This is a genomic window from Massilia sp. SYSU DXS3249, assembly GCF_053668055.1.
In genome coordinates, this window is record NZ_JBSIPX010000011.1 from 87,613 (window position 1) to 109,070 (window position 21,458).

At 67.3% G+C, this 21,458-nt stretch carries 15 protein-coding genes; 4 read left to right on the forward strand and 11 right to left on the reverse strand.

Going from position 1 to position 21,458, the window contains the following annotated elements; genetic code table 11:
- Positions 1-96: 96 nt before the first annotated feature.
- The 5 genes from ACWCIA_RS14300 to ACWCIA_RS14320 all read right to left on the reverse strand — a co-directional run bounded on the left by ACWCIA_RS14300 (position 97) and on the right by ACWCIA_RS14320 (position 7,146).
- Positions 97-2,919, reverse strand: coding sequence for an ATP-binding protein (locus tag ACWCIA_RS14300; RefSeq protein WP_454164284.1), 2,823 nt, complete (start codon positions 2,917-2,919; stop codon positions 97-99).
- A 20-nt stretch (positions 2,920-2,939) separates the two neighbouring features.
- On the reverse strand, positions 2,940-3,650 hold the full coding sequence (locus ACWCIA_RS14305) for a hypothetical protein (protein ID WP_454164286.1): 711 nt from the start codon (positions 3,648-3,650) through the stop codon (positions 2,940-2,942).
- Positions 3,643-5,013: a hypothetical protein gene (locus ACWCIA_RS14310; protein ID WP_454164288.1), complete on the reverse strand. Its 1,371-nt coding sequence runs from the start codon at positions 5,011-5,013 to the stop codon at positions 3,643-3,645. The genes ACWCIA_RS14305 and ACWCIA_RS14310 overlap by 8 nt, the downstream gene beginning before the upstream one ends.
- A gap of 272 nt (positions 5,014-5,285) precedes the next feature.
- Entirely contained in the window at positions 5,286-6,029 is a 744-nt protein-coding gene (locus ACWCIA_RS14315) for a DUF3108 domain-containing protein (protein ID WP_454164290.1), read from the reverse strand.
- 1 nt (position 6,030) lies between these two features.
- Positions 6,031-7,146 (reverse strand): DUF3108 domain-containing protein, encoded by a 1,116-nt coding sequence (locus ACWCIA_RS14320; protein ID WP_454164292.1) that lies wholly within the window; start codon positions 7,144-7,146, stop codon positions 6,031-6,033.
- A gap of 201 nt (positions 7,147-7,347) precedes the next feature.
- On the opposite strand from ACWCIA_RS14320, the gene ACWCIA_RS14325 reads away from it, so the two are divergent.
- Together ACWCIA_RS14325 and ACWCIA_RS14330 are read left to right on the forward strand one after the other, a co-directional pair.
- On the forward strand, positions 7,348-8,001 hold the full coding sequence (locus ACWCIA_RS14325; RefSeq protein ID WP_454164294.1) for a PhaM family polyhydroxyalkanoate granule multifunctional regulatory protein: 654 nt from the start codon (positions 7,348-7,350) through the stop codon (positions 7,999-8,001).
- Positions 8,002-8,132: 131 nt separating this feature from the next.
- Complete coding sequence (locus ACWCIA_RS14330; protein ID WP_454164296.1) at positions 8,133-11,411, forward strand: patatin-like phospholipase family protein; 3,279 nt, start codon at positions 8,133-8,135, stop codon at positions 11,409-11,411.
- Between the two features lie 170 nt (positions 11,412-11,581).
- Here the strand turns inward: ACWCIA_RS14330 and ACWCIA_RS14335 are convergent, their stop codons facing one another.
- The 4 genes from ACWCIA_RS14335 to ACWCIA_RS14350 form a co-directional block, all read right to left on the reverse strand.
- Positions 11,582-13,282 (reverse strand): response regulator, encoded by a 1,701-nt coding sequence (locus ACWCIA_RS14335; RefSeq protein WP_454164298.1) that lies wholly within the window; start codon positions 13,280-13,282, stop codon positions 11,582-11,584.
- Positions 13,279-13,986: a sensor histidine kinase gene (locus ACWCIA_RS14340; protein WP_454164300.1), complete on the reverse strand. Its 708-nt coding sequence runs from the start codon at positions 13,984-13,986 to the stop codon at positions 13,279-13,281. The genes ACWCIA_RS14335 and ACWCIA_RS14340 overlap by 4 nt, the downstream gene beginning before the upstream one ends.
- A gap of 90 nt (positions 13,987-14,076) precedes the next feature.
- A complete protein-coding gene (gene mnmC / locus ACWCIA_RS14345; RefSeq protein ID WP_454164302.1) occupies positions 14,077-15,735 on the reverse strand; it encodes an FAD-dependent 5-carboxymethylaminomethyl-2-thiouridine(34) oxidoreductase MnmC in 1,659 nt (552 codons plus the stop codon).
- Positions 15,732-16,298, reverse strand: coding sequence for a DNA-3-methyladenine glycosylase I (locus ACWCIA_RS14350; protein ID WP_454164304.1), 567 nt, complete (start codon positions 16,296-16,298; stop codon positions 15,732-15,734). Before ACWCIA_RS14350 ends, mnmC begins: the two co-directional genes overlap by 4 nt.
- Before the next feature lie 111 nt (positions 16,299-16,409).
- Here ACWCIA_RS14350 and ACWCIA_RS14355 point away from each other — a divergent pair, with 111 nt between their 5' ends.
- Positions 16,410-16,934: an FMN-binding negative transcriptional regulator gene (locus tag ACWCIA_RS14355; RefSeq protein WP_454164306.1), complete on the forward strand. Its 525-nt coding sequence runs from the start codon at positions 16,410-16,412 to the stop codon at positions 16,932-16,934.
- 191 nt (positions 16,935-17,125) lie between these two features.
- Here the strand turns inward: ACWCIA_RS14355 and ACWCIA_RS14360 are convergent, their stop codons facing one another.
- Positions 17,126-18,007 carry a DUF4142 domain-containing protein gene (locus ACWCIA_RS14360; protein ID WP_454164308.1) on the reverse strand — a complete coding sequence of 294 codons (882 nt, stop codon included), beginning with the start codon at positions 18,005-18,007 and terminating at the stop codon, positions 17,126-17,128.
- Positions 18,008-18,224: 217 nt separating this feature from the next.
- Complete coding sequence (locus ACWCIA_RS14365) at positions 18,225-20,681, reverse strand: sensor domain-containing protein (protein ID WP_454164310.1); 2,457 nt, start codon at positions 20,679-20,681, stop codon at positions 18,225-18,227.
- A gap of 259 nt (positions 20,682-20,940) precedes the next feature.
- On the opposite strand from ACWCIA_RS14365, the gene ACWCIA_RS14370 reads away from it, so the two are divergent.
- Entirely contained in the window at positions 20,941-21,336 is a 396-nt protein-coding gene (locus tag ACWCIA_RS14370; protein ID WP_454164312.1) for a hypothetical protein, read from the forward strand.
- Positions 21,337-21,458 lie beyond the last annotated feature (122 nt).

Here is a 21,458-nt window from a genome sequence, read left to right on the forward strand (position 1 = left end):
CGTGATTTGAACGCGTGGACGGGGAACCCGTCCACCCTACGTTTGCGGCGCGAGCCGCACCATTGAAAAAAGGGGCCCATCGGGCCCCTTCTGCTTTTACGCGGCTTTCGCCTCTTCCTTGCGTCGCTGCAGCACGAAAATCGGCTGCGCCCACTGGGTGTCCTTCTTCTTCTTGCTCGTGATGAGCGTCAGTTCCGAAGGGTCGTAGACGTCGGTGTTGTGCGTCAGCGGGGTCGTCATCAGGTACTGGGCGTCGGTATTCTTGAGGAATTCGCCGACCAGCTGGATGTTGCGGATGTCGAGGTGGGCGAAGGGTTCGTCGATGAAGACGAAGCCGCCGGAGCCCTCTTCCGACTTCAGCAGACCGATCAGGAGCACCAGCGACTTCATCACCTGCTGGCCGCCGGACGCCTCGCCGTCGTTCATCCCGATCTGGTCCTTGCCGTCGAACTTGAAACGCACGTGCAGGCCGGCCTGCGCCAGTTGCACGTCGTCGTTTTCGAGGCGCACCGGGTCGGCCTGGACGTCGATGCCGGCCAGCGAGCCGAGCTCCTTGATGTTCTTCGAGTAGGCCTTGATCGTGTAGCGCAGGCGCTCGATGTAGGCGCCGCGCGCATTCCCCGTCGCTTCGATCGCGCGGTTGTTCTGGTAGCGGCGCTCCTCGGTCTCGACCTGGCGGCCCTGCAGCTGGTCGTTCAGGCGCGCGTACTGGTCGATCACGGTGGCGTCGAGTTCCCAGTCGTCGCGTGCCAGCGCGTGCTCCAGCGAGGACAGGCGCAGGTTCACCTGGTGCGCGTTCTGGTGCTGGGACACGAGGGCCGCGCGGCGCGCCGGACGCTTCCACGCCGCGGGAATCGCGCGCCAGCTGCGGCGCAGTTCGAGCAATGCCTTGGCATGTTCGGCGCGCTGCTCGATCTGGCGGCGGTGGTTCAGGCGCAGGCCCGCTTCCGCTTCCGACAGCGCCATGCGCGCGTTCTGCCAGACGGTGTCGGCACGGGTGCGCGCCACCGTCGCGTTCTTGGTGAGCGTTTGCAGTTCGCCCAGGCGCGCGCCGACTTCCAGGCGCTCGGCCTTGATCGGGGCGATCGAACGCGCCGCTTCCTCGAACTCGGCCTGGCGCGCGGCCAGTTCCTTGGCCGCGTCGACGCCGGCGATGCGCGCCTTCAGGCCTCCCACCTCGGCGGCGAGCTTGCTGATCGTGAGCGTGAGCGCGTCTTCCTTGGCCTCGAGTGCCGGGAGCGACTTCTGGATCGCTTCCAGGCGCTGGGTCTTGCCCGCGGCGCCGAAACGGTAGCGCGAAGGTTCGACATACAGCGAGCGCCCGCCGCGGCGTTCGCGGTGGTAGGCGTCCGGCGTGATCCATTCCTCGGTGCCCGACTTGAAACCGGCATCGACCGAGTCGACGCGGTCGATGCGCGCCAGCTGGTCGATCAGCCAGCCCGGCGCCGGCGCCGAGAAGTGCACCACGGACAGCAGGCTGTCGTCCTTCATCTTCGGGGCTTCGATGCAGTCCGGGACGATGAAGTGGCGATAGCGTTCTTTTTCAGCCAGGCGATACGCGGCCGGCGCATCCTTGGCGCGTTCGAGCAGCACCACCGAGGCGTAACCACCGAGCACACCCTCGACCGCCCCCTGCCACTTCGGGTCCGTCACTTCGACGATATCCGACAGCATCGCGTGCGGAATACCCTCGTCGCGCAGCGCGCGGCGCATCTGGCGCTGGGCTTCCGGTTCCGGCATCGCGCTCTTGCCCTGCAGCGCGGAGATGGTCGCCATTTCGCCGGCGATTTTCGCGGCGATCGATTCGCGCGCGGCGCGCTGGCGCGCCAGCTCGGCTTCCTTCTCCTCTAACTGGTTCGCCACTTCCGCCATGTCGGCGCCCGCTTCCGCCGCCAGCTTCTGCAGGCGCTCCTTCTGCTCGAGCAGGTTCTCGATCGGCTTGATGCGGCTGTTGATCTGCGTGAGGCGGCTGGCCAGGACCGTGCCTTCCTGCTCCAGCAGGGTTTCCTGCTGCTGCGCTTCGGTCAGCGCGCGCTGCTGGGCCGCGAGCGCCTGGCGCTTCTCGGTGAGGATGCTGTCGACTTGCGCCAGCGGTTTGCGTTGCTCGTGCAGGTTGCGGCTGATGGCCGCCGCCTTTTCGCGCGCCTCATGGTATTCGAGGCTGGGCAGCACTTCTTCACGCAAGGTACGCCGTTCCTTGTGCAGGTCTTCCCACTGGTGGAAGTTGGCCACGCGCAGGCGCAGGCCCTCGAGGTTGATGCGCGAGGTCTCCAGCTCCGCCTCGAAGCGTTTCAGTTCCGTTTCGGTGTCGCGCTGGTGGCGCTTGGCTTCGTCGTAGGCGTCCAGCACTTCCTTGTCGCCGAAGACCTGGAACACCAGGTCCAGCAACTGGCGCGGCGCGTATTCGCACAGTTTATCGGTCTCGCCCTGCTCCAGTGCCAGCACCTTCGACATCGCCGGCGACAATCCTGCTGAAGCGAGTCGTTTTCTGTAGTTCTCGACGCCCATCCAGTCGGTCGCCTCGGTCACTTCCTCGATGTCGACGTTCCCCGGACGCATCAGGTACTGGCGCTTCCAGTCGCCGCCGTTCTTCTGCACCTGGCAGAACAGCGTCACTTCGTCGTCGCTGAAGAAGCCGGAATGGCGGAACGGCCGGTTCGAGAGCTGGCGCCCGACCGGCTTGTTGTCGACCACCGCGCGGATCCAGGCGCTTTGCTGGCCCGAGTGGCGTGCGTAGTGTTTATAGGTGCGGCCCATCGAGCAATCGAGGCCGAACAGCGTGCGCAGCGCGTCGAGCAGGGTCGTCTTGCCGGAGCCGTTCTGGCCGGCGATCGTGATGATCTTGGCGTCGAGCGGGATGTTCTTGATCCGCTGCCAGTAATCCCAGTGGACCAGTTCGAGTGATTTAATGTGGAACATGCTGTCTCAGTTCGCAATACTTAGTTCGATGGCTCGGTGGTGTCGACGGCGTCTGCATCGTTGGCGGCATCGCCGGCGACGGCTGCGCGGCGCGGCACGACGGCCAGCGGCGCGCGCTTGAACACGTCGGACAATGCGCCGTTGATGATGCGTTCCTTGAGCACGTCGGTGTCCATCATCAGGTCGAGCAGCGGGCCTTCCAGGATCACGTCGCCGCGCCGTTCGATGAAGCCGAGTTTCGACAGGACGCCGAGGTTCATGTCCATGCGCGTCTTCTTGCCCAGCTTGTCGCCGAAGTCGGACAGCAGCGCCGTGTACGAGATGCCGATCGAGGTGTCTTCGGCGCGCGGAATCGGGTTGTCCTTGTCGAACAGGTCGTTCTGGTCGTCCGCCACCGTGACGTGGGTCTCCTGGCGCTCGCGCTTGGGCAGGATGATCTGCGCCCACAGCACCACCAGCAGCGCCACGCCGTCGCGCGTGAGGCCGAAGTTATTGTTCTGCCAGATGTCCTTGGCGCCGAAGATCTTCGGCTCGACATTGCGGTGCAGGGCGATCGTCACGTGGTCCGCATACACGTTGTCGAGCAGTTTCAGGCCGGCCTCGAGCAGGCGCTTGTCGACTTCGATGCGGAACTGCTCGTCCGACAGCGCGCGCTTGACCATCTTGTCGTCGCGGCGCAGGGTCTGGTGCGTCAGCAGGCGCGCAATCAGGATTTGTGCATCGTCATTCATCTTCCGGTCCAGCTTCCAAATTCAGTGAGAGAGTGGCAAACGACATGGCCGCCACTTCCGGGTCGTCCAGCTGGACCATGTCGTCGGTCGGCTCGAAGCGGATCGGCAGGCGTGCCAGTTCCGCGGTCGCGCCCTGCAGGCTCGCCTCGGCGGTGTCGCCCAGCAGCGGCAGCAGCGAGGCGCGGTAGGAGGCCACGGCAAAGCCGGCGGGCAGCAGCGATTCGTGCAGCTGCACCTTCTTCGGTCCCGTGTCCGAGAACTCCGGGAAGTTGCCGAGGTTGGCGAAGTCGGCCAGCTTGTTGATCCAGTCGTTCAGCTCCGCCTGCATCGCCGGGTTGTCGTTCAGGGTCAGGGGCGCGTCTTCGCCCGACGGCAAGCCTTTCGGGCCGCCGGTCGTCACGCGCTCGGCCAGGAGTTCGGTTTCGGCCACGTCGATCATCTCGGCCGGCGTGCCGAACAGCGGCACCACCGGGCGGTCGATCGCGTTTTCGGCCAGGCTGGCCAGGTCCTCGTGCGCCAGCAACCAGCGCTTCACGTCGGTCGTCGACAGGCCGGACTGGCCCAGGTGCACGCGCTGGCGTTCAATTTGATTCAGGGCGCGCGAGAACATGCCCTGCATGTTGAGCAAGGCGCTTTGCGCACGGCCGATCGCCTGCGCCGCCTTGTGGGTGGCCGCGTCGGCCCGCTCGTCGGAGGTGATCGCGCGCAGGATCACGGAGCCCTTCTCGACCCAGTCGCAGGCCATGTGCCACTTCGCCTGCGAGGTGCGCAGCCTGAATTCGGAACCGGAAGCGATCGCGTCGCGGAACTCCTCGGTCAGTTCGACCAGGCGGCCCAGCAGATGCTTCAGCTGCTCGACGGTGACGCCGCCGACCGCCTGGGCGCCCGCCACCTGCGACAGCAGGTAGCCCATCTCGGCATCGTCTTCCTCGGGCTTGCCGAGCACCAGCAGCGCCTCCAGCGCCGAGAGCACGTTGCGCGCCAGCGGCGTGATGCGGTAGACGGCGCCCGGCGCGTCCCAGGCCAGCAGGCCGTGGGTACGCAGGCGGTTCAGCACCGTTTCCAGGCTCTCCGGGATCAGGTAGGCGAGTTTGGTGTTGATGTCGGCGCGCGAGAAGGCCGAGCTGGCGGTGTCGGCCGCCAGCTCGCGCAGCACCAGCAGGCGCACGAGGACGCCGTCCTGGCTGCCGTGGAACAGGGCCGTGAAAGCGGACAGCATCGGCTGCGCGCGCTTGAGGTGGAAGACCTGCTCGATTTCGTCCGGTGCGACGCCTTGCTGGAAATGCGCGGCGAGCGGATCGTCCTCGAGCGCCATGCCATGGGGTTCGGCGGCGAGGGCCGCGCCTGCCTGTATGTCGATCATGTGGGATACCAGTTTGCGAGCGCGGAATGTGAGGGCTTGTTACAGCCTGCTCGTTCCGCGGGGGCGCCAGTATAACAGTTAAGAACCGGCAACTAGGAGGGGAAAGGGCCGCGCTTGGCAGGAATGACACAGTGCGCGGCCGGGGCTTGCAATTGCTGGCGATGCGGTTTCGACGTGCGAGTTGCGCGTATCGACGCGTGGACGGCGAAGCCGTCCACCCTACGTTAGCCTACGCCGTAGGGTGGACGGGTTCCCCGTCCACGCGCCGATGCTCACTTGCGCGTAATCTTCGTCACCGTCTGCTCAATCGTCTCGCGCTCGTCGTCGCGGAAACGCAGCTTGACCGGATACCACTCCTGCCCCGGCGCCAGCCAGATGTCGACGCCCTCGCTCCTGCCGCCGGCACGCGGTTCGCGCGTCACCAGGAGGGTGTCGAGTTCGCCCATGGCGGTCTGGATCTTTTCGCGCTTGACCACCTTGAAGGTCCAGGGCTCGGCGTCGCGCCGGCCGGCGACGACGAAGGTCCATTCGCTGCCCGGCTTGAAGCGCGCTTCTCCGGCCGCGCGCGCGATCGAGGCCAGCTGCCAGGTCACCGAGGCCCGGTCCTGCTCCCCGCCCTTCAAGGCCAGCGGCTCCTTCGCTTCCGGCAGCGTGATGGTTTTCGCCTTGCGGTCGAAGACGGTGGTGGTGGCGTCCTTGCGGTAGCGCTTTTCGTAATACTCGTTCGGCGCCAGCCCGTAGCTGTCGACCGTTCCCTCGCTGCGGTATTCGGTAAGCTTGCCGATCAGGGGCACGCGCGCTTCGACGGCGACCTCGTATTTGCCGTCGCCGGCGCGCCAGGTCATGGTGGCCTCGCCCTTCAGGCCGAAGCCGCGCTGCTGGGCGGCCAGCTCGTAGGCCAGGTCGGCCGATGGGGCCAGGTCGACCGCATGTTTGGCCGGCGCGGCAGCCTGCGCGGCCACGCTGATGGCCATCAGGGCCGCCAATACACCGGTCTTCAGTAAAGTGCTTCGCATATCATTTTCCTGTCGCGGTAAGGGCTATATTATTCACGGTTTGGGTGGTGACTGCACCGTTGGCTTCGGTACTGCGGATCTGCACCGGGTACCAGCCGCGTGACGGCGCCAGCCAGATGTCCAGGCGCGAGCGGTAGGAGCCCGCTTTCGGCGGGCGCGACAGGTGCACGGTCTGCAGCTTGCCGAGTTTCGTCTCGATGTCCTCCTGGCCCACCACGATGAAGCGGTAGACGGTGGCGTCGCGTTCTTCCCCGACCTGGATGTCGATGTCGCCGGTGAGCTGGGCCGGGTCGCCGCGCGCGATCGCCGTCAGTTGCAGCGGCACGCTGGCCTTGTCTTGCGCGCCCGCCGCCAGGTCGGCCGTCTTTTGCGAGGCGGAGAAACTGATCTTTTTGTTCTCCCAGTCGAAGTGGGTCGCCGTCAGCGCGCGGCCGCGGCGCTTTTCCGTCATCTTGACGGGCGCGAAACCGCTGGCGGATACCAATCCTTCGCTGGTCAGCACGGCCAGGTTCACGCGGGTAAACACGATGCGGATGCCCGCCTCGAAGGCGATCCGGTAGCTGTCGCCGCCCTGCTGCCAGGACAATTGCGCTTCTCCACTCCAGCGCGTGCCGTCGGCGTCGACACGGGCGACGTCCATCGTCATGGCGCTGGGCGGCGGCAGGCTGGCTTTGTAGGCGCGTGCTTCCGGCACGGGCGGCGGCACGGGTTCCGGCGCCGCCAGCTCGGGCGCGGGCGCGGCTGCGGCCAGCTCGGGCGCCGGTGCGGAGGCAGGTGCTTCGCCGACGCCGCCGGTGCCGGGCTCGATCTCGGGGCCGACTGCGTCCTGCGCCAGCACCGGCGCCGGCTCGAACGCGTCCGGCGGCAGCTCCGGCAGCCGAGGCGGCGGAGGGGGACGCAATACGGGCGCGGGCGGCGGATCGGGCGGCGCCAGTTCGGCCGGCGGATCGGGCAGGATCTCGGCCTGCACGAAGCTGGGAGTGCTCAGTCCGCCAGGCAGGCGCGGCAGTCCGATGTTGCTTCCGATAAGGGAGAACAGCGCGGCATGCAGCAGGACGATCAGTGCGCCCAGCACCACGGCGCGGCGCTGTCGGCGAATGATGGAAAAAATACCCATGCCCCTAGTGTACCTTCCCACGTGGCCGCTTGCTGCCCGGCAGTCTGCGCCCGGCTTTTGTACGCCTGTTATTTATCTGCTACGCTTGCTTATTCATACATGCATTTTTGGACGCCGATCGCGCCCTTTTTCCAAACAAGTACCTGACGCCAACTTACGGAGACCAACATGCTCAAACCACCCTCGCAGAATGTCCCTGGCATGACGGATACACTCGAGTTCGTAAAAAACCTGTGGGGCGGCATGGGCGTGCCCGGTGTCGCCATGCCTGGACTCGGCGCTCCCCAGACCTCGATCGAAGACCTCGACAAGCGCATCACCGACCTGAAGACCGTCGAAAACTGGCTCAACCTGAACCTGACGATGCTGCGCAGCTCGATCCAGGCGCTCGAAGTGCAGCGCGGCACCCTGACCGCCCTGAAATCGATGACCGACAGCATGGCGCAGGCGATGGGCAAGGCCGGCGACCAGACCGCCTCGCTTCCGCCCTTCGCCGCCTTCTTCAACGCCGCCGGGACGCCGCAGGGGGGCACCGGGACGGCAGCGGGCGGCACCGGGGCGGCCGGCGCCGACGGCAAGGCGCTCGATGCGACCATGGCCCCGGCGGTGGCTTGGTGGAATTTGCTGCAGGACCAGTTTCGCCAGGCGGTAGCGAGCGCGATGCCGGCTGATGGCGCGGGTGCATCCACCGCCGCCGCGGCGCCTGCCACCAAAAATACCCCGGCGGCTGCGTCGGACAACGGCGCCGCGAAAGCCCCGAGCGCATCTGCCGGTGTAGCAACCGGCGGCGACGTCGGCGGCACGCCGGGCACCAGTTCGCCAAAACCTGTGCGTTCGAAATCCGACAAAGCGTAATCTTTTGACAGGATTTCGCGCCTGTCCCGCCCGTCATTTGATTTGACGGGCATCACATCTGCCCCGGTCGTGCTGAACTCGACAGCACGGCCCGGGCCATCCCGGCTGCCGTGTTTCTGTAGGAGGCCGGCATGTCCACCATCGATTTTTCCAGCACCGATTTTTCCACGCTCACGGCCGAGCAGGTCGCCGACGTGCGCCGCAAGCTCGAGAGCGCGGGCTGCGTCGTGCCGCCGCACGCGCACCGCCTCGAGGAACTGGCCGGCGCGATCGCCGCCTTCCGCAAGGCGCAAGGGCTGCCGGCGACGGGCCCGCTGGACGCGACCACCTGGCACCGTCTCAACGAGCACAGCGGCAGCGTCTTCGGCGAGGTGTTCCAGAACGAACTCGACCTGCTGCGCGCGCTGGACGGCGGCCCACCTTCCCCGCAAGACATCCGGCCTGCTTCCACCTGCACCCTGCTCTCGCGCGCCCACGAAGCCCAACTGGCCGGGCTGGCCCTGTCCGGCGGCGGCGTGCGCAGCGCCACCTTCAACCTCGGCGCCCTGCAGGCGCTGGCCGAAGCGCGCCTGCTGCGCGACGTCGATTACCTGTCCACCGTCTCGGGCGGCGGCTTCATCGGCGGCTGGCTGTCGAAATGCATCCGCGAACGCCGCGGCGACGTACGCGCGGTCGAGGCGCTGCTGACACCCGGCGCGGCCAGCCAGGCGGTCGCCGCCGAACCCGTCGAAGTCCAGTTCCTGCGCCAGTACAGCAACTACCTGTCGCCCAAAAGCGGCACCTTCAGCGCCGACACCTGGACCCTGATCGGCACCTATGTGCGCAACACCTGCCTCAACCTGGCGATGCTGGTGGCCTGGCTGTGCGCCCTGCTGGTGCTGCCGCGCTTCGCGGTCTGGGCCGTCAACCGCGTCGTCCAGCCGGGCGGCGCCTGGGCGCGCTATGCGGACGCCATCTGGCTCGCGGGCACCGGCCTGTTCCTGCTCGCCGTGTTCTGCATCGCGCTCAGCATCTCCAGCAAGCCGCAGCATTCGCGCGGGGTGCGCCGCTTCCCGCTGCAGCAGGGCGCGGTCATCCTCTGCGTCAACCTGCCCCTGCTGCTGGCCGGTTTCCTGGTCAGCATCGGCCTGTGGCGCCATGGCGGCGCGGTGCCGCCGATCTGGGAAGTCGGGCTGCCGGCGCGTTTCGAGGGCTGGGGCGTGGGCTGGCTGCTGGTGCCAGGCCTCGTGTATTTCATCGTCTGGGCCAGCGGCTGGTATCTCGCCCACGACCGCATCAGTCCCTACCGCGGCGCCGGTTACGTCATTTGCGGGGCCGGCTGGGTCGCAGTGGCGGGGATGTCGCTGGCGGCGGCGCTGGAATTCGCACCGGGGGCGCTGGCCCACTTCATGACGCTCGAGGCCGCGCGGCTGCTCGTCCTGTGGATCGTTCCGACCGCCTTCGCCGTGCTGCTCGTCTACGCCATCAGCCTGGCGCTGGAACAGCGGCTGCGCCGCCACCGGCCGCGGCCGGACATCTCGCGCGCCGAACTGATGGAGGGCGCCGGCCACTTCCTGTGCGCGATCGGTGCGCTGGCCGCCGGCACCCTGCTGCTGCTCGTCGGCCTGGCGCTGCTGCCCGATCCGCGCGAACACCCGATCCTGAACAACGCCATCGCGCTCGGCACCTTCGGCATGCCGCTGATGATGACGCTGTTTTCGGTGACGATGACGCTGATGATCGGCCTGATCGGGTCCCTGTACAGCGACGCCAGCCGCGAATGGTGGAGCCGGCAGGGCGCCTGGTCGTCGATCTTTTCGCTGGCCTGGCTGATCATGTTCGGCGTGGCCTTCTTCTTCGCGCCGCTGCTGCACTGGGCCTGGCTGACCTACGACCCGATCGCCAACGCCGGCACCGCGATCGGCTGGCTGGTGATGACCTGGATCGGCCTGAAAGCCGGCAGCGGCAGCGCCACCGGCAAGCCCGACAAGAACTGCGCCAAGCGCGAGCTCGCGGCCCGCCTGGCGCCCTATTTCTTCACGGTCGGCATCTTCGCGATGCTCTCGAGCCTGGTGCAGGCGGTGGTGGCGGCGCCCAGCGTGCGCTGCCCGCAGCCGGTGTCGCTGCCCTGCGTCTACGCGGCGCACGCCAATGCCACGCTGGCCACCGATGGCCACACGCTCGCCGTCGCCTTCTGCTGCTTCCTGGGCGCGGCGCTGCTGCTCGGCTGGCGCGTCGACATCAACAAGTTCTCGCTCTACATGCTCTACCGGAACCGCCTGGTGCGCGCCTATTTCGGGGCCAGCAGCGCGCGGCGCGAACCGCATCCCTTCACCGGCTTCGACCCCAAGGACGACCCGCAACTGGCCGACTTCGCCGACCAGCGCCCCTACCACATCGTCAACACCTCGTTGAACCTGGTCAGCGGCGAGGAACTGGCCTGGCAGACCAGGAAGGCCGCTTCCTTCGCCTTCACGCCGCGCTTCTGCGGCTTCGAGATGCCGCTGATGCCGGCGCACGGTGCCAACGAAGGCCTGCGCGACGCCCAGCGCGGCATCTACCGGCCGACCCGCGATTACGCGTCGCGCTCGGGCGCCGGCGACGACGACGCCAGGGTCGGACTCGGGATGGCGGTGGCCCTGTCCGGCGCGGCCGCCAGCCCGAACATGGGCACCCACTCGTCACCCCCGCTGAACTTCCTGATGACGATGTTTAACGTGCGCCTGGGACGCTGGTGCCCGAATCCGCTCAAGGCCGGCTGGACCCGTTCCTCGCCCGGCATTGGCCTGTTCAGCCTCATCGCCGAACTGTTCGGCATGACCAACGCCGACGCCAACTACGTCTACCTGTCCGACGGCGGGCATTTCGAGAACCTCGGCATCTACGAGCTGGTGCGGCGCCGCTGCCGTCTGATCGTCGCGGTCGACGTCGCCAGCGACAAGGAGATGGCCTTCGAAGACCTGGGCAACGCGATCCGCAAGTGCGCCACCGACCTCCACGTGAGCATCGATGTGGACGTGTCGAAGATGGACCTGGTCAAGCAGACCGGCCTGTGCGGCGCCAGCTGCGCGGTCGGCACGATCCGCTACAGCCACGTCGACCCGGACGGCCAGGACGGCACCCTCCTGTATATCAAGCCGGCCATCGTCGGCTCGGAAAACGCGGACGTGCTCAACTACCGCAAGGCCAATCCCGCCTACCCGCACCAGAGCACGGCCGACCAGTGGTTCGACGAGGCGCAGTTCGAAAGCTACCGGGCGCTCGGCTACCACATCACGAAGGCGGCGCTGGGAGAGGCGGCGGCGGCGTCCGCCAAGCCGGGGGGCGGGCATGACATCGCCAGCTTGTGCGCGCATTTGATGCGGCAGCATGGGTTGGCGCCGGCGCGGCCATCGCGCAGGAGCGCAGACGTGCGCGACCAGTTCCGGTAAATATCCGCAATGTGTAGCGGAGGGACGTAGGGTGGGCAAGTTTCTTGCCCACGCGTTCAACCGACATTTGCAAGCCACGGAGCAGGCCGGGACGCGAGATTTGAACGCGTGGGCGGGAAACCCGCCCACCCTACGTCGGCTCACGGAGTATTACCTATTTCCGGAGCCACTTACGCCGTCGTATCCACCACCACCGCTTCTTCCTTCGGGGCCAGCGCCGCCAGCTGCTCCATCAACTGCGCAAAGCGCTGCTGCCCCGGCTGCAGGCGGTCGACGTGGGCCAGCACGTCGTGGGCCTCGGCGGCCAGCGCCGCGTCGTAGCCCTGCTCGCGCATGGTCGAGACCAGCACCTGGGCCGCGTTGAACAGGATGCGCTGGTTGTTCGGCAGCTTCTCGCGGGCGCCGCGCATCCAGTCGACGGCTTCGACCAGCTTGCCGGTCTTCCACAGCAAGACGCCCTGGTTCATCAGGTCCGAGGCTTCCTTCTTCGAGGCGCGGATCAGGTCCGCGCCCTCTTCCAGCATGCGCGCCTTCCCGAAGATCGCCTGGACTTCATCGAGCAGCACCGGGTTGTCGTGGTTGTTGCGCGCGACGTAGCACAGCAGGTCCACGGGCGCATCCTTGACGCCGACGGCGAACAGCAATGTCGCCATCTCGAGGCAGGTCGGCACGTCGGGCCGCTCGGCACGCGTGGCCAATAAGGCTTCCAGCTCGTCGCCGGCCTTGCGCGCGCGGCGGTAGTCGCCGCTCTCGTGATAGACCAGGCCTTCGGTGATCTTCGCGCGCAGGTCGATGTCGGGATGCGCGTCCTCGCCCAGCTCTCCAAAGGTGCGCTGGGCCGCCGCCAGCAGCGCCTGCGCCTCCTTCGGGTCGTTCTTGATGCCGCATACGCGCGCTAGCCCGAAATAGGCGTCGGGCGTGCGCCGCACGGAGTACTCGCCGATGGCGATGCACTTGCGGAAGGCCTTCTCGGCCATGCCCACATTGCCCAGCTTGAGGCAGACCTGCCCCAGGCTGTTCTGGCGCGGCACCGAGTTCGGCGACAGTTTCGCGGCGCGCTCGAGGATGGAGCAGGCTTCGTCCAGCTTGCCCATGCCCTGCCAGGCCAGCGCCAGGCCGTCGTAGGCGTCGATGTAGTAGCGGTTCTCGGCGATCACGCCCTGGAAGACCTGCCGCGCCCCTTCGAAGTCGCCGTTCGCCAGGCGGATCCTGGCCAGCCCGGCGCGCGCCCACTGGTATTCGCGCTGGGCCAGCACGCGCTCGTAGGTCTCGCGCGCCCGCTCCGGCTCGCCGCTCTTTTCCATCAGGCGCGCCTTCATGCGCAGCAGTTCGATCTCGTGCACGGCACTGGCGGCGATCTGCTCGTCGCACAGGCGCGCCGCGCGCAGGTAATCCTTCTCGGCGTAGGCCTGGTCGATCGGCCTGAACACCTGCTTGCGATGCCAGGCGCGGTTCAGCCGCGTGAGCAGCACGCCTTCGGTGATCGGTTTCACGAGGTAGGCGTCGGGCTGGTGCTCGGCCGCGCCCATCACCGATTCGACGCTCTTTTCGGCCGACACCATCATCCACACGCTCGAGGGCAGCAGCAGGTTGCGCAGGCGCGCTTCCTCCAGCACCTGCTGGCCGTTCTTGCCTTCACCGAGATTGAAATCGCACAGCACCACGTCGTAGCGCGTCCTGGCCAGCAGGGCGATCGCTTCGCCGCCGCTCGCGGCCTGGTCGATGTTGCGCGCGCCCAGGCTGCGCAGGCTCTCGCGCAGCAGCTGGCGCACGCCGACGAAGTCGTCCACGACCAGGTAGTGCATGCCGGCCCAGTCGACCGGCCCGGCGCCGGCGCCGGTGCTGGCAGATTGCGGATCGGGCAGGCTCATGGCAGGCCCAGGATGAAGCAGCCGCCGCCGAGCAGGCCGCCGTTTTCCAGGCGCACGCTGCCCTCGCGGCCGCGGTGGCGGTGCATGCGCGCCACTTCGCGCGAAAAATACAGGCCGAGGCCCGCGCTGTTGGTGGCGAAGTCGACGCTGCCGGAAGCCGTGTCGAGCGCGGCGGCGCCGGCCGCGAGCAGCGGCTGCGGGTAGCCTTCTCCATTGTCCTCGACGCGGATTTCGAGCAGCTCGCCCTGCCTGCGCAGCGACAGGCGAATGCGGTCGCGCGTGTAGTGGACGGCGTTGTTGAGGGCATGCGAGACGACGCCGACGACCAGGTCTTCGTCGAGGTGCCAGACGAGTCGAGGTTCGACATCGACTTCGAGCGCGATGCCGCGCGCCTCGACCAGCACCCGGCCCAGGGCCACGACCTGGGCGGCAAGCTCGCCGGCCTCGATCGGCTGCACGTCGAAGGGATACTCGGGCGTGCCGACCTGCTTGTACAGGGCCAGCAGCTGCATCAGGCTGTCGTTCAGGCGGCGCGTCTGGTAGAGCATCTGCGCCATGTGCGCATGCTCGGGCCGGGCCTGCGCCGCGTCCTCGCCCAGCAGGCGCTCCAGCGTGCCGGAGAGGACGCTGATCGAATTCTTCATGTCGTGGGCGGTCGAGGCCAGGAACATCAGCAGTTGCGGCGCGTGCCGGGTGTCGTCCATGCGACGCGCCCTCCCTGGCGCAAAAAGTTTCCTCTCGTTAATTATACGCAGATCGTGAACGATGCACGCTGCGCGCCGGCGCAGGCGGCGCTATTCATGCGCCAAGGGTGCCGGGGCGCGATTCGTGCGGCGTGCGCGCAACACGAAGCGGGCCGGATCGAGGGCATCGATCAGGTTCGCTTCCAACGGCAGCGGTTCGTTTTCCAGGCGCGCGGCGAGCAGTTCGGCGCACAGCGGCGCCCAGATCAGGCCGCGCGAGGCGTAGCCGAGCAGGCCATATAAACCCGGATGGCGCGGCACGTCGCGCAGGCGCTCGGTGCTGCCGGCGGCGTCGAAATCGGGCAGCGCGCCCACCAGCGGCAGCCGGTCGGGCGCCACGCTGCGAAAACCGACGCGCCCATCGAGAGGGGCATCGGTTGCCGCCGCCGGGTCGGAGACCAGGGCGCGCAGCCTGTCGATGTTCTCCCGCTGGCTGGCCGGGCGCAACAGCGGGTCGGCATCGAGGTCGTAGGTGGCGCCGGCGCAGGCGATGCCGCCCGCCGCCGGCGTCAGGTAAGCCTCGCGGCATAGCACGAACGGCAGTGCCGGCAGCGTGGCCGCGTCGAGGTGGGTGACCTGCCCGCGCAGCGCCGCCAGCGGCAGGCGCGCGGCCTGGGCCAGCTGGATCGAGCCGGCGCCGCCAGCCAGCACCACGGTCGCCGCGCGGGCAAGCGCCGCACCGTCTTCCCCCAGCACTTCCCATGCGTCGCCGGCGCGCGCCAGGCTGACGCTGCCGGCCCCGAACCGGGTCGTCAGCCGCGCGCCGCAGGCCGCGAGCATCGCCTCGCAGACGCTGCCGGGACGGGCCCAGCCGCCCTGGCGGAACAGCCAGGCACCGTCCGGCGCCGGCAGACCGAGCAGCTGCTCGGCCTGGGGCGACTCCAGCCATTCGGCGAATTCCGGCGGGTAGTGGCCGCTTGCTGCGATGGCGCGCGAAGCCTGCGCGTGGCCGGCGTCGCGCGCCAGCTGCATCACGCCGCAGGCCGCGCCTTCGATCTTCTGCCCGATGCCGCCCAGGGTTTCCCAGTGGCGCAGCGCGTACAGGTAGGCGGCGCGCGTCAGGCGGGTCGGGATGTTGTCGTCCTGCGAGAGCAGCGGCATGAAGATGCCGGCCAGGTTGCCCGAGGCTTCGCGCGCGGGCCCCTCGTGGCGATCGACCAGGGTCACCTGCCAGCCACGCGCGCACAGGCGCTCGGCGGCCGCGCAGCCGGCCAGGCCGGCGCCGATCACGACGGCCTGGCGCGGCGGGACTGGGACCTGCGGCAGGCGCGGCTTGCGGCTGGCGAAGCGCGCTGCCGGCTGGGTCGCATCGAACACGAAGCCCTGCGACGCCAGTGCGGCCAGCTGTTCATTGTCGAGGGCGTCGTAGGCCAGCTGCGCGTCGCTCGCAACCAGGCGCGCGAGGCCGCGGGCAAAGCCGGCGCCCTGCCCCTGCAGTCCGCGCAGGCAGGCGAAATCGATGCGCGCCGAGAGCTGGGCCAGCGCGCTGTCGAGGGGCGCGGCCAGCAGGTCGAGCGTGAGCTTGTTATCTTCCTGCGGAATGCGGTGGAAGCCCGGCAGCAGGCCATCTGTCAGGGCCACGATGTGCAGGCGCGCGGGCCGCGCCGGGTCGTGCCGCCAGGCGTCGATCAGCGCGTCGATGTGGGCGCCGGCCTGCGTGGCGAACACCGTGTAGCGTTCGCGGCCCTGCCAGAAGCGTGCGGGGTTCACTTCGCTCCCGCGTGGCGGAAACACGTGGGATCGTGGTCGTCGACCATGCCGATGCCTTGCATGTAGGCATAGACGATGGTCGAGCCGACGAACTTGAAGCCGCGTTGACTCAAGTCTTTCGAGATGCGGTCGGAGAGCGCCGTTTTGGTCGGCCGTGCGCCATCCGGCCAGTCCATGACGACAGGCTTGCCGTCCACAAACGCCCACAGATAACTGTCGAGGGTGAGCCCTTCGGCGCGTAGCGCCAGGTAGGCGCGCGCATTGGCGATCGCCGCCGCCACCTTCAAACGGTTGCGCACGATGCCGGGGTTGGCCAGCAGTTCGGCGACTTTCGCCTCGTCGTAGCGGGCGATGCGCTCGGCATCCCAGCCGTCGAAGGCGGCGCGGTAGTTGTCGCGCTTGTTGAGGATGGTTTCCCAGGACAGGCCGGCCTGCGCGCCCTCGAGGTTGAGCATCTCGAACAGGCGGTTCTCGTCGTGGCAGGGCACGCCCCACTCGTGGTCGTGGTAGTCGAGGTAGCGGGGATTGGCCGGGTTGGCCCAGCTGCAGCGTGGGGTCGTCATGGGCGCACAGTATAAGCCAGCGCCTGCCGGGCCGCATCGGGATGATGGCGGTTTCAAGCCGGGCATTTGTGCCGTACGATAACGCATCTTTCATCCCGAGGAACCGCACCGATGTACATCCCCGCTTCGACCCGCGAGACGCGGCCCGCCGTGCTGCATGCGCTGATGGCGGCGCACCCGCTGGGCATGCTCGTCTCGCACGGCGCGCACGGCCTGGACGCCGACCACATCCCGTTCGAGATCGTGCCGGATGAGGGTTCTCTCGGGGTGCTGCGGGCCCATGTGGCGCGCGCCAATCCGCTGTGGCGCAACGACGGCGGTGCGGTGATGGTGGTGTTTCGCGGCGAGGACGCCTATGTGCCGCCCTCAGCCAGCCAGCGCCATCCCGGCGACACCCGCGTGGTGCCGACCTGGAACTACAGCGTCGTGCACGCCCACGGGCGCCTGCGCACGGTCGAGGACCCGGACTGGATCATGGCGCTGCTGCGCCGCCAGAGCGCCGTGCATGAAGCGCTTGAGGCGAAGCCCTGGTCGCCCGACGACGCGCCGGCGGATTACATCGGCAAGCTGCTGCAGGCGATCGTCGGGATCGAGATCGTGATCGAGCGGTTAGAGGGCAAGAACAAGCAGAGTTGAGCGGGTCCGATCAGGCGCAAGACGTAGGGGTGGTGGAGGCCAGTGGCCTCCTCCACGGCTTCACCGGCGTCCCGACTCCACGCGTCAGCGTCCTCCGCTAATCGCCCCTTTCGCCAAAAAAGCAAAAGCGCGCCGGACGTTCCGCGTCCCACTGCTCCCAAGGGCGCCGCAGCGCCCCTGTCCTATTAAACTTACTTGCCCGACGTCGTACCCGACTTGGCCATCGGCATCTGCTGGGCAGACTTCAGGTGCTGTTCCACGACCGGCATCATCTTGGTCGTCAGCGCCTTGACGTCGGCATCCTTGGCGGCCTTTTCATTCTTTTTCAGCAAAGCGTGTGCTTCCTTGTGCGAAGCCACGCCGCCGACCTTCATATATTCACGGTCGAACTTCTCGCCGCTCAGCTTGGCCAGCCGGGCCGACATCGCCTTGTGCTTGGTGTCGAGTTCGGTCGGCAGGGTCACGCCCTTGGACTGGGCCACGGCCTGCACTTCAGCCAGGCCCTTGGTGTGGTCGTCGATCATTTGCTGGGCGTAGGTTTTCACCTCCGGATTCTGGCTCTTGCTCTGCGCCAGCTTGCCCATTTCGATCTCGGCCATGTTCACCATCGCCATGTCCATGATGCCCTTGCTGTCGGCCTTGCTCATTTTCGCGGTGCCGGCGGCGGTCGCGCCCGCGGTGCCGGACTGGCCCGAGGTCTCGCTCGACATGCCGGTGGCGCCGGTGCCGGTGCTGCCGCTCATGCCGGCGCTGCCGGCAGTGCTGCCGCTCTGGCCGCCATGGCCTGCGTGGCCGGCGGTGCCGGAAGCTGCGGAGCTGCCGGTGCTCTGGCCGGCGGTGCTGGAGCCGACCTGGCCGCTGCGGTCTTCCATGCCCTGGCTGCTGGTGTTGTTGACCGTGCCGTCACGGGCGGTCTTGCCGGTCATGTTGGCCGTGCCCTGGTCGGTCTGCTTCTGCATCTCGGCCGCGCTCTGGCTGGAGGTGGTGGTTTGTGCCTGGACGCCGAAGGCGCTGAACATGGCGGCTGCTGCCGATACGGCGAGCAGTCCTTTCAAAGCTTTGTTTTTTTGCATGATGCTCTCCTGGGGTTGGGGAAGGAGCCGGCATCATGTCTCCGATGCGCCGCTCCTGTTCAAATTGACATCGGCAATCTCTGCGCGGCGGGGCGCCACTTCCTTGCGGTCACGCCGGCCACGCAATCTCGAGCCAAGCCGGAGTCTATCGCCGCGTTCAGGAAGCTAGCGCGCGGTAGCCTTTTAGCAATATCGATGAGGGAGGGCCGCGCCAGGTTCAGCATTCTTCGGGAGCAATCGTGGTCAGCGGCCCGCCCTGCCCGCCCTGGCTTCCCGTACTGCCCGCCAGCAGCGCGCGCAGCTCGGCCAGCGGCATCGGCCGCGCAAAGTAATAGCCTTGCGCCTCGTCGCAGGCGGCCGAGCGCAGGAACTCGACCACGTCGTGCGTTTCCACGCCTTCGGCCACCACCGACATGTTGAGCGCGTGGGCCATGTCGACGAAGGCCTTGACGAAGTCGAAGGCGCTGATGCGCTCGTCGTGCTGCAGCACGAAGGAACGGTCGAGCTTGAGCACGTCGATCGGGAAGCTGCGCAGGTAGGCCAGGCCCGAATAGCCGGTGCCGAAATCGTCGACCGCCAGCTTGACGCCGAGCGCGTGCAGTTCGCGCAGCATGCCGGCGGTGCGCCCGATGTCGTCGATCAGGGCGCTCTCCGTCAGTTCCAGCTCGAGGCAGGCGGGCGGGATGCCGGTCTCGCGCAACACTTGCCGCACCTCGTCCACAAATGTCTGATGCGCCAGCTGGCGCGCCGAGACGTTCACCGAGACGCAGATCGGGCGCCCCAGCTCCAGCATCAGGTGGCGCGTCTGCAGGCAGGCTTCCTGCAACACCCAGCGCCCGATCTGGACGATCAGGCCGGTTTCCTCTGCGATCGGGATAAATTGTTGCGGCGACACGCGGCCGCGCTCCGGGTGGTTCCACCGGATCAGCGCCTCCATGCCCAGCACCGACATGTCGCGCAGGTCGATGCGCGGCTGGTAGTGCAGCTCGAATTCGCCGCGCGCCAGGGCCGGGCGCAGCGAGGTTTCCAGCGCCATCCGTTCGCGCGTGGCGACCGCCATTTCCGGCTCGAAGAAGCGGAAGCGGTTGCGCCCGGCCGCCTTGGCCCGGTACATGGCGGTATCGGCCGCCTGGAACAATTGCTCCTTGGTGGGCGCGTCGCAGGGGAACAGGCTGATGCCGATCGAGGCGCCGATGATCACGTCCTGGCCGGCAATGCTGATCGGCGTGGTGAGCACGTCGAGCAGCTTGTCGCTGATGCGCGCGGCGGCGTCGCGCCCGCTCGCGCAATGGGCGGCGATCACGAATTCGTCCCCGCCCAGGCGGGCAATGACGTCGGTCGGGCGGATCACGCGGCGCAGGCGCGCGGCCACTTCGCACAGCAGGACGTCGCCGAATTCGTGGCCGAAGGAATCGTTGACTTCCTTGAATCGGTCGAGGTCGAGGAAGATGGCCGCCACCGAGGCATTGCGCGGACAGGCGTCGAACATGTGCTGCACGCGCTCGTTGAGCAGCGCCCGGTTCGGCAGGCCGGTGAGCGTATCGTGCGTGGCCAGCGTGCGCAGCCGGTCCTGCGCCTCTTCCCGCTCGGTCACGTCGCGGATGATGGCCTGGAAAAATTCCTTGCCACCGTCCTCGAAGCGCGAGATGTGGACGTCGGCCGGGAAGGTGCTGCCGTCGCGGCGCCGTTTCTCGATCCGCAGCAGCTGGGTATGGCCTTCCTCGAGGGCGAGCCCGAGCTCGGCGTCGTAGGCATAGCCGCTGTCGATGTCGCGCACGTGCAGCGTGCGGAATTCTTCCTCGGTATAGCCGAAGTTGCTGCAGGCGCGGCTGTTGGCGGCGATGATGCGCAGTTCGCTGTCGGTAATGATGATGCTGTCGGCGGCATGCTGGAACAGGTTGCGGAAACGCTGCTCGCTCTTGCGCATCGCCTGCTCGGCCTGGTACTTGAAGGTGATGTCGTGGAAGTAGACCGACAGCCCCTCCTCGCTCGGATAGGCGCGTACCTCGATCCAGGTGCCGGACGGCTCCCAGAACGTTTCGAAGGTGCAGGCGACTCCGGTTTCCATGGCCTGGATGTAGAAACCGAGCGAATCGGAATGGTGCAGGTCGGGCACCAGCTCGAGCAGGTTCTTGCCGATGCTGGGATCCACATCCAGGTTGACGAAGGCGCCGGCCTTGCGGTTGGCGTAGGTGACGCGCCACTCCCGGTCCACCGCGAAGAAGGCATCGCCTATGCTCTCGAGCATGACGTGCTGCTGCTGCTGCGACTTGCGCAGCTGTTCGCGGGCCTGGTGCTCGGCGGTGACGTCGCGCGCCGTGGCATAGGTGACCTGGTTGAGGGTGCACCAGCGCACCGAGACCGACATGATGACCGGGCTACCGTCCTTGCGTAGCCAGCAATGCTCGAGGCCGCTCCGGGTGGACACGCCCGAGCGCAGTTCGCCGCGCAATACCCGGAAGGCTTCCCGCGCTTCATTGCTCAGCAGCTCCACATAATTGCGTCCGACCAGTTCTTCCGGGCGATAGCCGAGGATTTCCAGCGCCGCGCTGTTCACGCGCAGGAAACGGCCCTCGGCATCGATCAGGGCGATCAGGTCGAGCGAATTCTCGATCAGGGCAGTGTTTTCTTCGGCAAGCTGGGTCAGGCGTGCCGCGTTGGCGATCTCGTTCAATGGAATGCTCGTGTGTGCGTCGCCTGCGGAGGGAACGGGTCAGGATAAAAAAGGAGGACGGCTGCCTATCCGCGAACTACATGGCAAAGCAATAACATTGCGCAATATTAGTTCCCGGAAGGAAATTCTAGCCGTATTTCCAGGACGATGACACCTTTATGGCTGCGTTCTGACACAATTTGCGGCCAAGTGTGTTGGCAACGATACAGGCGAAGACGTAGACTCCCCATTCAGATCGCCTTACCAAGAGAGACAGCACGTGCAAACCGACAGACGCAGTGTCGAGCGACCAAAGATCGTTCTTCCCGTCATTACGCGGGAGAGCGTACGCGAACTGGTCGAGAACGAAGCCGCGCACCTGCGCAGCGCCGTCGAGGCCGGACGCAACCACTACCAGGTGCGGCTCGACCAGCACGACCAGATCGTGGCTTTCATGGCAACCCTCAACCCGGTCGACCTCGAACGTTTTTCGAGCTTTTACGAGACGGAAGCCGCCGCCGTGCGCGCCGCCGCCGCGCAGCGCGGCAGTTGGCGTCCGGTATCGGGAGCGATGGCGGTGCAGCCTGGGCAATCGGGCGAGCTGCGCATCGGCCCCTGGGCAGTGGCCGCGGCGGGATTCGTCGCGGCAATGGCGGCAGTGATCCTGAAGCGCTGATCCGTCGCATCGGCGGTTTTCGCCGGTTCCCTGCCGCGAATTAGGCGCCCCTGTCTTGATCGCGCTCAACAGTCTGACCAGTCTGTTGCATGGGCGCGCCACTCGGATGTTGCGCAGGGGAA